Source organism: Christiangramia sp. LLG6405-1 (assembly GCF_045055805.1).
Lineage (GTDB): Bacteria > Bacteroidota > Bacteroidia > Flavobacteriales > Flavobacteriaceae > Christiangramia.
This window is the reverse complement of the sequence record NZ_CP159330.1, coordinates 944,655-958,677: the sequence shown is the minus strand read 5'-3', so window position 1 is coordinate 958,677 and position 14,023 is coordinate 944,655. Positions and strand designations below refer to the sequence as shown.

Below are 14,023 nucleotides of genomic sequence, written 5' to 3'. Positions count from 1 at the left end.
AGATTAATTGAAATCAATATATTCTGAAGGATCCACAGGATTTCCTTCGTTCCAAAGTTCAAAGTGTAAATGCGGTCCTGTTGTAAATTCACCGGTATTACCTGCAGTAGCGATCACCTCGCCAGATCGCACTATATCACCCTGACTTTTACTCAGCGACGCATTATGTTTATAAACAGACAGCAATCCATAGCTATGTTCGATGATGATCACATACCCGGTCTCCGCAGTCCATTCTGCAAAGATCACGCGACCATCTGCGACCGACTTTATTGGCGAATTCCGGGTGGTAACGATATCTATAGCATAATGCTTGTTTTCGATATTATAACTTTCAGAAATAGTCCCTTTTACCGGGGGAAAGAGTGAAAAATTGATATTATCTGTAGCCGTTGGCAGAATATTATATTTATCCTCTTCAGCGACTTCTTCACGCAACAAACTATCTGCCTTGATGCGGTTGATCTCCTGATATTCCAGGTCGGTTATGGGCTGGCTTAGAATAGAATCCCTGTCCAGTTGCTGTACATCAAACTCACCTCGTAGCGCATCCTGAATAGATTGCAAATACTGGTCGTTCATACGCATCCTGTTTTGCAGAGAATCTGAGGTATAAGCCAGTTTTGTAGCTTTTTCCTTTAATGCTGCAGATGAATAACCAGGAATATACTCTCTCAATGGTGTAAACGCAATCAGGAAGGTAGTCATAGCGATTAATAGAATTGCTGAGATCCCAACAGATACGAAAACGTTTAATCTTGTTAAGCGAAAAGAGAACCTTTCCTCAAAAGTATCTTCGTTAAGAACCACCATGCGGTACTTATGCAGCAGTTTCTTAGCGAACTTCTTTTTAGGTTTTGTGTTTTCAGCCATAGCCGTGATTGAGTATTACAAAGATAAATTAAAATAATTCGAATTCCTGAATGACCGTGACCGTTATTATTAGTGAGCAGGTATACATCAATTTATTGTCTTCTTAACGTTTATATTAGGTTATTCTTGTTAAGTTTGTAGAACAAAATTATAACACATGAACGCATTTATCTTGCCTTTGGCTATAGGAGCACCACAAATTATCCTGATTGTAGTGGTAATATTGTTGCTTTTTGGAGGACGAAAAATCCCTGAATTAATGAGAGGCCTTGGTAGCGGAATTAAAGAATTTAAAGACGCTTCAAAGGATGATGAGAATCCTGCAACTACAGACGATAGTAAAAAAGTACCAGAAGAGAATAAGTAAACCGGTATTTTAGAATATAAAAAAAGCCCAACTTTTCAGTTGGGCTTTTTTTAGTTTAGTTTAGCCGATCGCAGTATAGCATCGAGCTCGAAGATATTATCCCGTTTTGCCCGCGATGGTGAGAATACAAATCCTTCCAGGATCAAATACCTGTTGTTTGCTTTATCCTTTATGGCGTAGTTTACGAAAGGCCCGGCCATAAAATCATTCTGTACTTCCCATGTACCTCTTGTTTCATAAGCAAATTTGCCATCTACCGTAGATTCGAATAAGTATGGAGCATATGCTTTTTCAGTGATCATATAGGAATCCTCCAGTCGGCCCGGGATCATCGCTTCTCCAATAGAATCACGCATTTTAATGATGTTTGAAACCACGCTGGAATCATTATCTATAGAACTCATAGGAACCTCGTAAACAAGTATTTCCATGCTTCCTTTTGGGATCTCTTTTCTTATCCAGCTGAATTTATCCTCTTCCTTAGCATATCTGTAAGCTGAAGGAAACTTTAGATCTATACCAAATTTCTCTTTCAATGCTACGTCATCTGAAAGTGATTTTCTAATTCGGCGTTGCTTCTCTGTTAGTTCGGTTTGTTTCAGAATGTCTATGATTGTATCAGACTTTCTTTCAATAACATCTATAATATCCTGTGAATTTTTCCCTTGAAGTACGATTCCTTTTTGTGGACGGGAAAACTCATCACTTATCACAGCCATTCCCTGTTTGCCGTTTTCGATCTTTAAAAAGATCCTGCTGTTACGTACAAATCCGCTAAATGTTTCCGGTGGTATCTGGCTTAAGCTGAAAAGTGGTTCTTCCTGGGGCAGTCCATCTACCGGAGCTGCAAATCTGGTCCTTATGGCCTCTCCTACTTCACCTTCCCACATCTGGTTATCGATCACGACTGTGAGCTGATTGATGTTTCCGGAAGAATCTGATAGGATTCGGGTGTCTTTCTTTTGATCTTTACTTTCCTCGCAGGCAAAAAACAGGAAAATACTGGCTAGTACTAATAGGCTACGTTTCATTTTTTCGGATTAGGTTTTTTTAGAACCTTAACCTTTGGAAATCTTGATCTTCATTCCAGGTTTAAGGCTGTTGGTATTCATATTATTCCAACTCCTCAAATTCTGTACCGTAACTCCCGGGAACTTTTTTGAGATGCTCCAGAGACTGTCTCCACTCTTAACCGTATAGATCTTTGGATTCGATGAATTAGAGGCTGTAGAAGTATTTGAAGAGGATGCTACGGGCTTTCTAGGATAGATGGTTAGATACTGTCCTATTCTCAAATTATTGCTACGCATGTTATTCCAACGCCTAATACTACTTACTCCAACACCGTATTTTTCTGCGATCTTACCAAGGTAATCGCCTTTTCTCACTCTGTAACGAACCTTATCCTCGGTTTTCACCAATTGAGGTAGTTCTTTTTCCTTTTCTTTTGCCTGAGTATCTACAAAATCATAGATCGCATTTTCATTGGAAACGAACTTACCAATCGCCGGTTTAGGCAACCTCAATGTATATTTTTCGTCTTCAACAAATGGAATGATATCAAGCTTATAGCTAGGATTTAAAAACTGAAGCATTTCTTTCTCTACCCCTGTTACTTTAGATATTTGATCGAATGTGATCAACTGCTTCACCTGTAATGTATCAGTTTCGAAGAACACAACATCTGGATTTGCAGGCTGGAATTTATGCTCATCGGCATATTCAAAAAGATATAAAGTAGCCAGAAATGCAGGAACGTAACCTGCCGTTTCACGTGGAAGGAATCTTCTCAAGTGCCAGTAATCTGTAGATCCACCACTTCTTCGTATTGCTTTCGACACATTCCCGGGACCTGAATTATAAGAGGCAAGTACAAGGTTCCAGTCACCAAAAACTTTATATAAACTTGAAAGATATTGCGCTGCAGCTTCCGTAGATCTAGATGGATCCATACGTTCATCTACATAAGAACTTACATCAAGTCCGTGCATTTTCCCGGTTGGAAACATAAATTGCCATAAACCTGTAGCTCCAACTCGTGATTTCGCTCTAGGATTTAAAGCCGATTCTACAATAGAAAGATATTTGATCTCCAAGGGAACATCGTACTTATCCAATTCCTGCTCATAGAGCGGAAAGTAGTAGGTACTTAGCGCCATAAGTCGCTCCATTCCCTTTTTATTCCTTTTCAGGTATGATTTTATGACCGATTCCAGTATTGGATTGTATTCTACGTTAAAAGGTGTTCTCGCATTCAGCCTGGCTAACCTTGCCTTAAGAGTATCTGTAGGAAGCTCATCGTAGACGACTTTTTCGTAGTCCTGATCTTCGATAGACTTCTGCATGGTTTCAAAAAGATCTGAATTTGTAAGTTCCAGCCTCCAGAGAGAATCTATAGTCTTTGCCTTTGGAAGATCTGAAAGCGCCACTTTCGAAGAATCTCTGATCACTGCGGAAATAGGCAGTTTATTCTGAAATTCAGGATCTGGTTCAGTAAGTTTGATTTCAGTATCATCACTTTTCTGAAATATCTGAACTCTGAAATTCGCTTTTTCCTCACGAACCTTCTTATCCTTTTCCTGAGCAAAACCAGAAATTCCTGCTAATAGCAGCACTGCAAAAAATCTTCGTTTCAGCATAAAAATGTTTTGAATAACAAACGGGAATTAATCAAATTTCGTACCCGATTAATTCTTAATTGCTTCGATACCCGGAAGTGATTTTCCTTCAAGCATCTCCAGCATCGCTCCACCACCGGTAGAAACGTAACTCACCTTATCTGCAAATCCAAATTGTTTCACAGCTGCAACTGAATCTCCTCCTCCAACTAAAGAGAAAGCACCATTTTCTGTAGCTTCTACGATCGCTTTACCAAGTTCTATGGTTCCCTGAGCAAATGTCTCCATTTCAAAAACTCCTAGTGGACCGTTCCAAAGAATGATCTTGGAATCCTTGATCACATTTGCGAAATTCCTAACCGTTTTTGGTCCTACATCAAGTCCCATCCAGCCATCAGGAATATTATCCACACTCTCAACCTGTGTGCTCGCCTGTTCAGAAAAACTATCTGCGATCACTGAGTCTACCGGTAAATGAACTTCCACACCTTTTTCCTTAGCTTTTTTAAGGATTTCAAGAGCAAGTTCCTGTTTATCATCTTCCACTAGTGAAGTTCCAATATGCCCGCCCTGAGCTTTAATAAAAGTATAGGTCATCCCACCACCAATGATGAGGTGATCGATCTTATCAAGAATATTCTCTATTACGGTGATCTTAGAAGACACTTTCGCACCACCAAGTACAGCTGTCACCGGCTTTTCACTACTATTTAAAACCTTGTCAAGACTTTTGATCTCTTTAGCTAATAAATAACCAAAGCACTTATCTTCGAAGTATTTTGCTACGATGGTTGTAGAAGCATGCGCTCTATGTGCAGTTCCAAAAGCATCGTTTACATATATATCACCTAATTTTGCTAGTTGTTCAGCGAAAGCCTCATTCCCAGCAGTCTCTTCCTCATGAAATCTAAGGTTTTCCAGTAAAAGAATCTCTCCCGACTTCAGGTCATTTGCAGCCTTTTCAACTTCCTCACCAGTACAGTCTTCAACAAACTTTACATTTACGCCAAGAACTTCAGAAACCTTATCCTGTATATGTTGTAATGAGTATTTACTTTCCTTTCCTTTTGGACGACCCAGGTGTGACATTAGAACCACGCTCCCGCCATCTTCAAGAATTTTGATAATCGTTGGTTTAGCAGCCTCGATTCTATTGGCATCAGTTACCTCCATCTCATCATTCAAAGGCACATTAAAATCTACTCGAATTAAGGCCTGCTTATTCTTAAAGTTGTAATCGTCTATAGTTTTCATAGGTTTGCTTTGTTACAAATATAAATTTTTCCGAAGATAATAAAGCTTATATAATTTTATATTTGCCTATGCTTTTTAGAGAAATAATAGGCCTTCCGCATATAAAAAATCACCTTGTGACCACGGCAGACCGGAGAAGAATTCCGCATGCTCAACTTTTTACCGGAAAGGCTGGTAGTGGGACTTTACCCATGGCGATCGCTTACGCTCAATATATATTATGTGGTAATTCTAATGGAGAAAATGATTCAGAAAGTTCAGCTTCCTGCAATCTGAAATTCAATAATCTTTCTCATCCAGATCTGCACTTCGCATTTCCGGTTGCTACCAATGAAAAGATCAAAAAACATCCGGTTTCTTCACATTTTCTCGAGGAGTGGCGACAATTTGTTCAATCGAATCCCTACGGAAGTTTATATGACTGGTATCAAAGTCTTGGAATTGAAAACAAGCAAGGCAAGATTGGTGTAGATGAAGCTCATGAGATCGTAAAATCACTTTCCTTAAAAAGTTATGAAGGTGGTTTTAAAGTGATGATCATCTGGATGCCTGAAAAGATGAATAATGAAGCTTCTAATAAGTTGCTGAAACTAATAGAAGAGCCGCCAAGCAAAACTATCTTTTTACTTGTTACTGAAGCTGAAGAACAAATTATTCAAACCATTAGGTCCAGATGTCAGCGGTTGCATTTTCCACCTCTTGGAGAATCTGATATCGAAGAATATCTAATTCGCAAAGAGGATTGCGAACCAAAAATTGCAAAGAAGATTGCTCATCAGGCCAATGGCGACTATACTAAGGCAGTACATATCCTGAGAAAAGATGCGGGTGATGAGCAGTTCCAGGCCTGGTTCATTCAATGGGTGCGGAGTGCATTTCAGGCTAAAGGAAACAAAGCTACTGTATTGGAGCTGGTAGCCTGGAGTGACGAGATCGCATCCCTCAACCGCGAAACCCAGAAAAGCTTTCTTCGTTATTGTCTCGACTTCTTCAGACAGGCCATGTTGCTAAATTATAAGGCTAAAGACTTAGTTTATGTTGATATTGAACCAAAAGTCTTCAAATTCGATAAATTCGCCACCTTTATAAATGGTAAGAATATTGGAGAAATTTCCGAAGCAATAGAAACTGCCATCTATCATATTGGTAGAAATGGAAATGCTAAAATTATCCTGACCGATCTTTCTATTAAACTAACCCGATATCTACACAAAAAATAACGAATTATGGAAAATCTGAATACCTATATTACTGAGATTCTAATACTGCTATTCATTCTTATTACATTCTTACAATCTGGAGTGGATAAGATGATGGACTGGAATGGAAACACTGGTTGGCTGAAGGAACATTTCTCAAAAACTTTTCTGGCAGGAATGGTTCCCCTCATGGTTGGAATTATCCTGGTTATCGAAGTCATTGTAGGATTTCTTGCGATTGCAGGTATCTACACATTAATATCCAGTGGTGATTCTGATTTAGGACTGCTTGCTTCCATTCTCGCATGTGTAACCTTGCTTATGCTATTATTTGGACAGAGAGTGGCTAAAGATTATGCAGGAGCATTTACGCTTACCGGATACTTTATCGTATGTATTCTGGGTGTATGGATTATGAACTAAAAAAGATTTTTAAATAAAAAAAGGCTCCTATTAGGAGCCTTTATATGTATAAATTATTTCTAGAATTTAGTCTTCTACTTCTTCGTTTTCTTCAGTAGCAACATCAGATCCACCGTATTGGTCGTTCAATTCAGCTAGAACATCTTGTGTTATATCAAGACCTTCTTCAGCATACATAATATTTGCAGATTCATTGGAACCAAAAATATAGGTATAACCATTATCCTTTCCGTAGTCTTTCACGTATCCCTTAACCTTTTCAACTAAAGAATCCATAGCAGCAGTACTTTGCTCTCTAAGACGGTTACTTTGCATTTGCTGTTGCTGTTGTAGCATTTGCTGTTTTTGCATTAGCGTACGTTCTTTTTCCTGTCTTTGTGCTTCAGACATGGAATTCATTTCAGACTGATAAGCCTGAACTTCTTCCTGAAAAGATTTTGCAACAGAATCCAGTTTTTGACGAACAGAATCTGATTTGGAAGTGAACTCAGCTTCCACTTCCTTCATTTCTTTATATTCCTGTACCAACACTTTAGTATCTACATAAGCTGTTTTTTGCTCGTTACAGGATACCATTAAAATTGCAACTGCAGCAATTCCGAAAACTTTTTTGATCATAGTTAAAAAATTTGATTGGCAAAGGTAAGAAACTAATCTTAGAGTAAAATAGGAGTTTGAATAGTTGTTATCGATAAGATTAATCTAAAATATATTCATTATAAGTTTAATCTATAAAAAATTATATGTTTAAATCCGTTTTAAGAGACTTTAAGCAATTTTACAGAACAACCATTATACGAATACACTAACAGCTCTAAAAAAGGCTTAAATAAGCTTATCTATGATTTTCTATAGAAATAAGCAATGGAAGAATACTCTCCGGTAGATCTTGCCTTAAAGTTAGAAATTAATCCACGCCAAAATGCGTTTATTTTAGAAGGCTTTAGTTTTTGATTTTCCTCGCTTAATAGACTTACGTAAAAGGAATCGAAGATTAATGGTTTTTCACAAACCTCTATAAGGTTGTTATTTTTTAAAAGCTGTGAAATACCACTTCTTGAAAAATGCCATAGATGTCTTGGAACGTCCCAGGCAGCCCAATGATTTTGATAGTAATAAGCATCATAGGACCTGTGATTAGGAACTGCAATAATAAGAAGCCCATTTTTGTTCAATTTAGCTACTAGTCTTTTTAGCACTTCTTGATAATCTGGAATATGTTCCAGTACATGCCAGAGGGTAATGACATCAAATGATCTTGTATCTAACTTATCCAAATTGTCTTCAATACTAATTCCCTTTCTTGAAGCTAAAGCCCTGGCATGTTCGTTTGGTTCCACACCAAATACATTCCAGTTCCTGTTTTGCATGTAAGCAAGAAAATCTCCAGTGCCCGCTCCGTAATCCAGAAGTTTACAACCTGCCGTTTCCTGTTCAATCCACTTTGCTTTTTTCAATAGCATTTTAGATTTTACAAATTGATAGATCTTATCCTGAAAATTTTCTTCTGAATCTGTGTGAGAAATGTACCTATCACTTTCATAATATGCAGGTAAATTTTCTGGAACTGGAGAAGTACACAATATTCCAGGCTCACTTTCTAATATAGAAAAGGTCTCCTGCGATACAAGGTGATCTTTACAGGTAAGTATAACTTCCTGCGTTTCCGGAGCTGATTTTATTTGATTTGATTCTATCAAAATTCTGATTGTTCCACGTGGAACATGAGTGAACTAACGACCCATGTAAACCAATAATACTGAAATATCGTTAGGACTTACTCCACTAATTCTAGAAGCTTGAGAAACGGTAGCAGGCTGCACTTTCTTTAATTTCTCTCTCGCCTCGTAAGACATACTTTTTATACTGGAATAATCAAAGTTTGATGGAATACGTACATTTTCCAAACGATTTAATTTATCGGCATTGTTTTTCTCCTTCTCAATGTATCCGGAGTATTTAACCTGAATTTCGGTTTGCTCTATCATTTCATTGTTGAGATCATTCTCAACAATAAACTCATTTACACCAGAAAAACTACGCACATCCTCCATCGTGATTTGTGGTCTTGAAAAGACTTTGAAGACCTTATCACTTTGTTTCATGGGAGAAGAATTTCGAGTTTCCAGAACAGGATTTGCTTCTTCCGGGATGACACTTAGATCCTTCAGATGCTGAACAAACTTAAAAGATTTATCTTTCTTTTCTTCCATTTTCCTCATCCGCTCTACAGAAGCTAAACCGATATTATAAGATTTTTCGGTTAACCTGAAATCGGCATTATCCTGTCTTAATAAAGTTCTATACTCCGCTCTTGAAGTAAACATTCTATAAGGTTCTTCTGTACCCTTTGTTATAAGATCATCTATAAGGACCCCAATATATGCCTCGTTACGCTTCAGAATAAATTCATCTTTTTCCTGAACTTTTAGAGCGGCATTAATACCTGCCATCATGCCCTGGCAAGCCGCTTCCTCATATCCTGTTGTTCCGTTGATCTGACCCGCAAAATATAAACCATCAATTAACTTAGTCTCCAAAGTATGCTTCAACTGGGTTGGTGGAAAATAATCATATTCTATCGCGTAACCTGGCCTGAAGAATTTCACATTCTCAAATCCGGCAACAGATCGTAAGGCTCTAAACTGAACATCCTCTGGAAGTGAAGTTGAAAATCCATTCACATAAACCTCTACAGTGTTCCAACCTTCTGGTTCTACAAATAACTGATGCCTGTCCTTATCTGCAAATCTATTGATCTTATCTTCTATGGAAGGACAGTATCTAGGACCAAGACTTTTTATACGTCCGTTAAACATTGGAGATCGATCAAAACCATCTTTGAGGATCTCATGCACTTCATTGGAAGTGTAGGTCATATAACAACTACGTTGTTTTTCCAATGGCTTAGTCTCATCTGAATAAGAGAATTTGGAAGGGATTTCATCACCAGGTTGCTCGGTCATTTTAGAGTAATCCAGAGATCTACCATCCACACGAGGAGGAGTTCCTGTTTTCATTCTTCCAGCTTCAAATCCAACGTCAATCAAATCCTTGGTAATTCCAGTAGCAGCTCTTTCCCCTGCTCTACCACCACCAAATTGCTTATCACCTATATGGATGAGTCCGTTTAAAAATGTTCCATTAGTGCATATAACAGATTTGGCACGAACTTCTAAACCTAAAGAAGTTCTTACGCCTGTTATCTTATCATTTTCGATAATCAAACCTGCTACCATTTCCTGATAAAAATCAAGATTTGGAGTTTGCTCAAGCTTCAAACGCCAGTCTTCAGCAAAACGCATACGATCACTTTGTACACGCGGACTCCACATTGCAGGTCCTTTGGATTTATTCAACATTTTAAACTGGATAGCACTGGTATCACTTACAATACCACTGTAACCGCCCATCGCATCAATTTCTCTTACAATCTGACCTTTTGCAATACCACCCATGGCAGGGTTACAGCTCATTTGAGCGATATTTTGTAAATTCATTGTAATTAAAAGCGTGCTACTACCCATATTAGCGGCAGCGGCGGCAGCTTCACTTCCTGCGTGACCAGCTCCAATTACTATAACATCATATTCCTTATCGAACATAAAATCCTCTTTTCATTAGGAATGTTCCACGTGGAACATATTAATTTTCTCGTCTTCCTTATGTCGCATTAATTCGCTTTCACTTTCAGATTTATCCTTGTATCCACAAAAATGTAACATGCCGTGTGCAATAACTCTTTTAAGTTCCTGAAGGAAATCCACATTATATTCTGAAGCATTTTCCTCTACTCTCTCTGTACTAATAAAAATGTCTCCATTTAAAGAATTGCCTACCGTATTATCAAAGCTGATAATATCTGTATAGGTATCATGATCTAGATAATTCTGGTTGATCTCCAATAAGTAATCATCATCACAAAAAATGTAATTAACCTCGCCTATATTTTTATGTTCAGATTCAGCAAGCCTGAATAACCAGTTTTGAAATAGTACCTCATCCTTCAGGATGAAGTTGTTTTCATTGAAAAAATTAATCGTTCCTTTTACCAAAATATTCCTTAACCTTAGATCTGTAAATTTGCTGCAAAGGTAAGACTTGTCTGTTTAAAATTTCAGTTGATTGGAAATATTCTTTTGCGGTATTTATCTGGTTTTGAAGCTTATTCTCATAGTTCCGGGAGTTCGTGTTCGCCTTCCTATTATTATCAAATCCTTGTTTTTGCGCAGCGCTCTTCATTTTCATTAATTCATAATTCAGCTGCTGCATTCTTTCTAAGGTTTGCCCATCCAAACCCTTCTCCAAAAGATCCTCCTCAATTTGTTCGATTTTCTTCTCAAGAGCGTCAGATGAACCACTATCCATTAATTCATTTAGCTTCCGTCTTATGTTTTGCTGACGCTTATAAATTTCAAATATCTCACCAGAATTTTGCTGACTGGGCATTCCGGACTTCTCAGGAATCTCCATATTTTGTTGCATATCCTGCTGAAGTTCTTTTTGTTCATCGATGATCTGTTGCAATTGAAATTCCTGTCCATCACCAGAACCAGATTGCGGATTGGACATCATATCCTGCATAGAATCCAGAACATCAGAAAGCATGACTGCAAGATCATTTGCCCCGGTGACAACATATTGCTGACTAGCGGTACCCTGCCCTATTTGGTTTTCAGCTAGTCGTTCCAGCGACTTTTCTATATCAAAATCTATATCTGTAAGTTTGGAAGTTATCTTACTTGAGAACATTGGATTTTGCAGCGCAAGGCTGTAAATACTATCATCAATATGTTCAAAGTTCTCTCGTAGTTCACTTTGCTCATTTAGTTTATTCGCGTAAGCCGGACTTGTTTGTTTGATACTCTTAAAGTCCTCTAACAGTTCTTCCTGTATCAAAGAAAATCTCACCAGATTATTTAAAATTTCACGTAAAACTTTAGCATCTGCTTCCAACTTCTGCATGTCTGCCTGCATACCGGCTTGTTGCATTTTAGAACTTAAACGCCGCATTTTCTTAGCAGCATTCTTTTGTTCCCGGCTGGCATTCTTCTCCTGTTGCAATTTTTCTGACGCCTTCTTTTGATCTTCTGAGATTTCCTTTTCTATTGCTTCATCGCGAGTTAAGGATTTTGGTTTATTTAATTGCTGGTTATCCTTGGACAAAGCATCCAATTGCTGTTGGATCCTATCGAACACATTATTCAGATTTTTCTGTTCTTCTGAAATTGATTCAGATTCGTTTGAAATTTTCTCCTGTTCATCTGCAAGACGATTCAGATCCCTTGCTATCCTTTGTTGTTTTTCTTCAATATAATATCTTTTGGTTAGTTCTAAAAGCTGTTCAAGATTGCGCTCATTGTTCTTATTCTTCTTAGCCAGATCCTCCAACTTTTCTCCCAGATCTTCTTCCTGAATTTTATCGGAATACTCCTGAAGTTCCTTTAATAATTCCTCATTCTCCTTTAGACTATTTTCGTTCTCATCAAGCCTTTTTTTTAATTCTTCTTTACTAGAAGATGGTTTCTCATTAGATTGTTCTTCTAAGCTTTCCTGAAGTTCCTTGCTATGCTTTTGCATGAGCTTATTCTGAATCTTTTGCCTTTCTAAAAATTGATCCAGTCGTTGCTTCTCATTGTAATTCAAGTTGCTGTTCTGCTTATCTATCCTTTGTAGCTCCTCAAGTTCATTGGAATCCTTTCTGAATTCTTCCAGTTCTTCGGAAATCGTCTCAATAGAATTTTGTTGCTTCTCCAGATCCTGATTCTCTTTTTCAGCTTGGGTGATCTTTCGGTAATTAAGAATCTCTGATCTGCTGGATTTAGCTCCATTAATCCCATCGTTATCAAATACTTCAAAATAATAGGAATATGACATACCAGGTTCGAGTTGCAAATTATTGGGAAAGCTGTAATAGAATTCATCCACAAGAGCGGTGCTAATATCTAACTTTTGAGTCCGTTTTTTCTGAATCGAATCTTGTGGGTAATATACCAGCTGCAATCTTGATAGACCATGATCATCCTCTACCCGACCGTTTATGTAAGTTTGTTGTGAGTCCAGGCTATCTCTTGTGCTTTGCACATCTATCTCCGGATGAAGATCGCGCACGACTTCAATTTGATAATCTAACTTCTCATGTTTAGTTTTAGAAGCGTTAGAAGAACTGACAGAATAATCAAAATCTCTAAGAATTTGATGCTTTATTTGAGCTTGATTGAAACTAACTGGGAGGTTGCGAACTGAATCATTACTTGAAAACTGTACAAAATCTGTAGCTACAGTTGAAAAGCTCCACGTTAATTTCGAACCTTCAGGCACCTGAAAGGATCCTATACCTTTGAATACCTGGTCTTCAAGATTTAGATAGCTAGGGTAGTTCACCTCAACTTCCATATTTGTGATTAACGGTAGTGCCAAAACCTTTAATTTATAAGTTCTAGAGCTTATATCAGCACCATTTAATTTGAAATTTAAAGAGTCGTCTACATTTATAAAATTATAAACGAAGCGTCCATCCCCTTCAGCAGTCAGGACACGTTTGTAGTCACCTGTGATAATGTGCAACTCGGCAGGAATCTGGTCTCCTTCAATCTGTACTACCAGTTCGAAATCTGAATTCTGAAATGTTTCCAGTTTATCATTCAGTACTAAAAATTGAAATGGAGCTGGCTGTTCATATGCCTGATCATAATTACTTATTCGATTAAAACCTTCAATGAAAACATGAGAATTATTAGAGATCCACAAAGCGAATATGATCAGAACAGGAAGAATTACAACCGGTAAATATTCGCGGTTCTTCTTTAGCTCAACTGCTTCAGAAAAATTAAAGATCTTTAAATTTTCAGCTTTTTGATCAATGCTTGCAATAAGTAATTCAGATCTTTCAGAAGTATGATCCAGTTGCAATAAATTGAGTAACCTATCTCCTATTTCTTGAAAATGTGTCCCAATAATTTTTGAAGCCTGCTCTTTATTTATTCCCTTCCGAAGTTTAAATAGCTTCGAAAGAGGAATCCCAATAAAGTAAATGAACAGGGCAATTTCAATTGCGATAAATAACCAGAATAAAAATGCTCTCACAGATTCATTAAACCAGAATAAATGTTCGAGGCTTGCGGTAAGGAGAAAATATAACAGCCCAATACCAGTAAAGAGCATCATGCCCTTTAGGATCTGGCTGAAGTAATATTTCCGAACGAAAGCATCAAGCCTGGAAAGTATGCGATCAAAATTGCTGGTCACTAATTCTATAGTTTGTTTAAAAATACGACAATTAAGACACT

General features: G+C 37.7%; 12 protein-coding genes. 3 read left to right on the top strand and 9 right to left on the bottom strand.

Annotated elements, in window-relative coordinates:
* Positions 1 to 3: 3 nt before the first annotated feature.
* Complete coding sequence (locus ABVM50_RS04465) at positions 4 to 873, bottom strand: murein hydrolase activator EnvC family protein (protein ID WP_405200150.1); 870 nt, start codon at positions 871 to 873, stop codon at positions 4 to 6.
* 157 nt (positions 874 to 1,030) lie between these two features.
* On the opposite strand from ABVM50_RS04465, the gene ABVM50_RS04460 reads away from it, so the two are divergent.
* Positions 1,031 to 1,240 carry a twin-arginine translocase TatA/TatE family subunit gene (locus ABVM50_RS04460; RefSeq protein ID WP_026913640.1) on the top strand — a complete coding sequence of 70 codons (210 nt, stop codon included), beginning with the start codon at positions 1,031 to 1,033 and terminating at the stop codon, positions 1,238 to 1,240.
* Positions 1,241 to 1,290: 50 nt separating this feature from the next.
* Here the strand turns inward: ABVM50_RS04460 and ABVM50_RS04455 are convergent, their stop codons facing one another.
* The 3 genes from ABVM50_RS04455 to ABVM50_RS04445 are packed head-to-tail and all read right to left on the bottom strand — an operon-like array spanning position 1,291 to position 5,112.
* A complete protein-coding gene (locus ABVM50_RS04455; protein ID WP_405200149.1) occupies positions 1,291 to 2,271 on the bottom strand; it encodes a DUF4837 family protein in 981 nt (326 codons plus the stop codon).
* Positions 2,272 to 2,298: 27 nt separating this feature from the next.
* A complete protein-coding gene (locus ABVM50_RS04450; protein ID WP_405200148.1) occupies positions 2,299 to 3,879 on the bottom strand; it encodes a LysM peptidoglycan-binding domain-containing protein in 1,581 nt (526 codons plus the stop codon).
* 48 nt (positions 3,880 to 3,927) lie between these two features.
* Complete coding sequence (locus ABVM50_RS04445) at positions 3,928 to 5,112, bottom strand: phosphoglycerate kinase (protein ID WP_405200147.1); 1,185 nt, start codon at positions 5,110 to 5,112, stop codon at positions 3,928 to 3,930.
* A 68-nt stretch (positions 5,113 to 5,180) separates the two neighbouring features.
* Between ABVM50_RS04445 and ABVM50_RS04440 the strand changes: the two genes are divergently transcribed.
* Together ABVM50_RS04440 and ABVM50_RS04435 are read left to right on the top strand one after the other, a co-directional pair.
* Positions 5,181 to 6,332 carry an ATP-binding protein gene (locus ABVM50_RS04440; RefSeq protein WP_405200146.1) on the top strand — a complete coding sequence of 384 codons (1,152 nt, stop codon included), beginning with the start codon at positions 5,181 to 5,183 and terminating at the stop codon, positions 6,330 to 6,332.
* A 6-nt stretch (positions 6,333 to 6,338) separates the two neighbouring features.
* Positions 6,339 to 6,734, top strand: a complete 396-nt coding sequence (locus ABVM50_RS04435; RefSeq protein WP_405200145.1) for a DoxX family protein — start codon at positions 6,339 to 6,341, stop codon at positions 6,732 to 6,734.
* 66 nt (positions 6,735 to 6,800) lie between these two features.
* Here ABVM50_RS04435 and ABVM50_RS04430 read toward each other — a convergent pair whose 3' ends face one another.
* From ABVM50_RS04430 to ABVM50_RS04410, 5 genes are all read right to left on the bottom strand, one after another.
* A complete protein-coding gene (locus ABVM50_RS04430) occupies positions 6,801 to 7,352 on the bottom strand; it encodes an OmpH family outer membrane protein (protein ID WP_405200144.1) in 552 nt (183 codons plus the stop codon).
* A 221-nt stretch (positions 7,353 to 7,573) separates the two neighbouring features.
* Entirely contained in the window at positions 7,574 to 8,434 is an 861-nt protein-coding gene (locus tag ABVM50_RS04425) for a class I SAM-dependent methyltransferase (protein WP_405200143.1), read from the bottom strand.
* Between the two features lie 33 nt (positions 8,435 to 8,467).
* On the bottom strand, positions 8,468 to 10,339 hold the full coding sequence (mnmG, locus tag ABVM50_RS04420) for a tRNA uridine-5-carboxymethylaminomethyl(34) synthesis enzyme MnmG (RefSeq protein WP_405200142.1): 1,872 nt from the start codon (positions 10,337 to 10,339) through the stop codon (positions 8,468 to 8,470).
* Between the two features lie 15 nt (positions 10,340 to 10,354).
* Positions 10,355 to 10,789, bottom strand: coding sequence for an rRNA maturation RNase YbeY (gene ybeY / locus ABVM50_RS04415; protein ID WP_405200141.1), 435 nt, complete (start codon positions 10,787 to 10,789; stop codon positions 10,355 to 10,357).
* On the bottom strand, positions 10,770 to 13,982 hold the full coding sequence (locus ABVM50_RS04410) for a hypothetical protein (RefSeq protein WP_405200140.1): 3,213 nt from the start codon (positions 13,980 to 13,982) through the stop codon (positions 10,770 to 10,772). The genes ybeY and ABVM50_RS04410 overlap by 20 nt, the downstream gene beginning before the upstream one ends.
* Positions 13,983 to 14,023: the final 41 nt, after the last annotated feature.

What these genes read in the sequence shown, in the direction of transcription:
- ABVM50_RS04465 (WP_405200150.1), bottom strand. Translation starts at nt 873, where the DNA reads ATGGCTGAAAACACAAAACCTAAAAAGAAGTTCGCTAAGAAACTGCTG.
- ABVM50_RS04460 (WP_026913640.1), top strand. Translation starts at nt 1,031, where the DNA reads ATGAACGCATTTATCTTGCCTTTGGCTATAGGAGCACCACAAATTATC.
- ABVM50_RS04455 (WP_405200149.1), bottom strand. Translation starts at nt 2,271, where the DNA reads ATGAAACGTAGCCTATTAGTACTAGCCAGTATTTTCCTGTTTTTTGCC.
- ABVM50_RS04450 (WP_405200148.1), bottom strand. Translation starts at nt 3,879, where the DNA reads ATGCTGAAACGAAGATTTTTTGCAGTGCTGCTATTAGCAGGAATTTCT.
- ABVM50_RS04445 (WP_405200147.1), bottom strand. Translation starts at nt 5,112, where the DNA reads ATGAAAACTATAGACGATTACAACTTTAAGAATAAGCAGGCCTTAATT.
- ABVM50_RS04440 (WP_405200146.1), top strand. Translation starts at nt 5,181, where the DNA reads ATGCTTTTTAGAGAAATAATAGGCCTTCCGCATATAAAAAATCACCTT.
- ABVM50_RS04435 (WP_405200145.1), top strand. Translation starts at nt 6,339, where the DNA reads ATGGAAAATCTGAATACCTATATTACTGAGATTCTAATACTGCTATTC.
- ABVM50_RS04430 (WP_405200144.1), bottom strand. Translation starts at nt 7,352, where the DNA reads ATGATCAAAAAAGTTTTCGGAATTGCTGCAGTTGCAATTTTAATGGTA.
- mnmG (WP_405200142.1), bottom strand. Translation starts at nt 10,339, where the DNA reads ATGTTCGATAAGGAATATGATGTTATAGTAATTGGAGCTGGTCACGCA.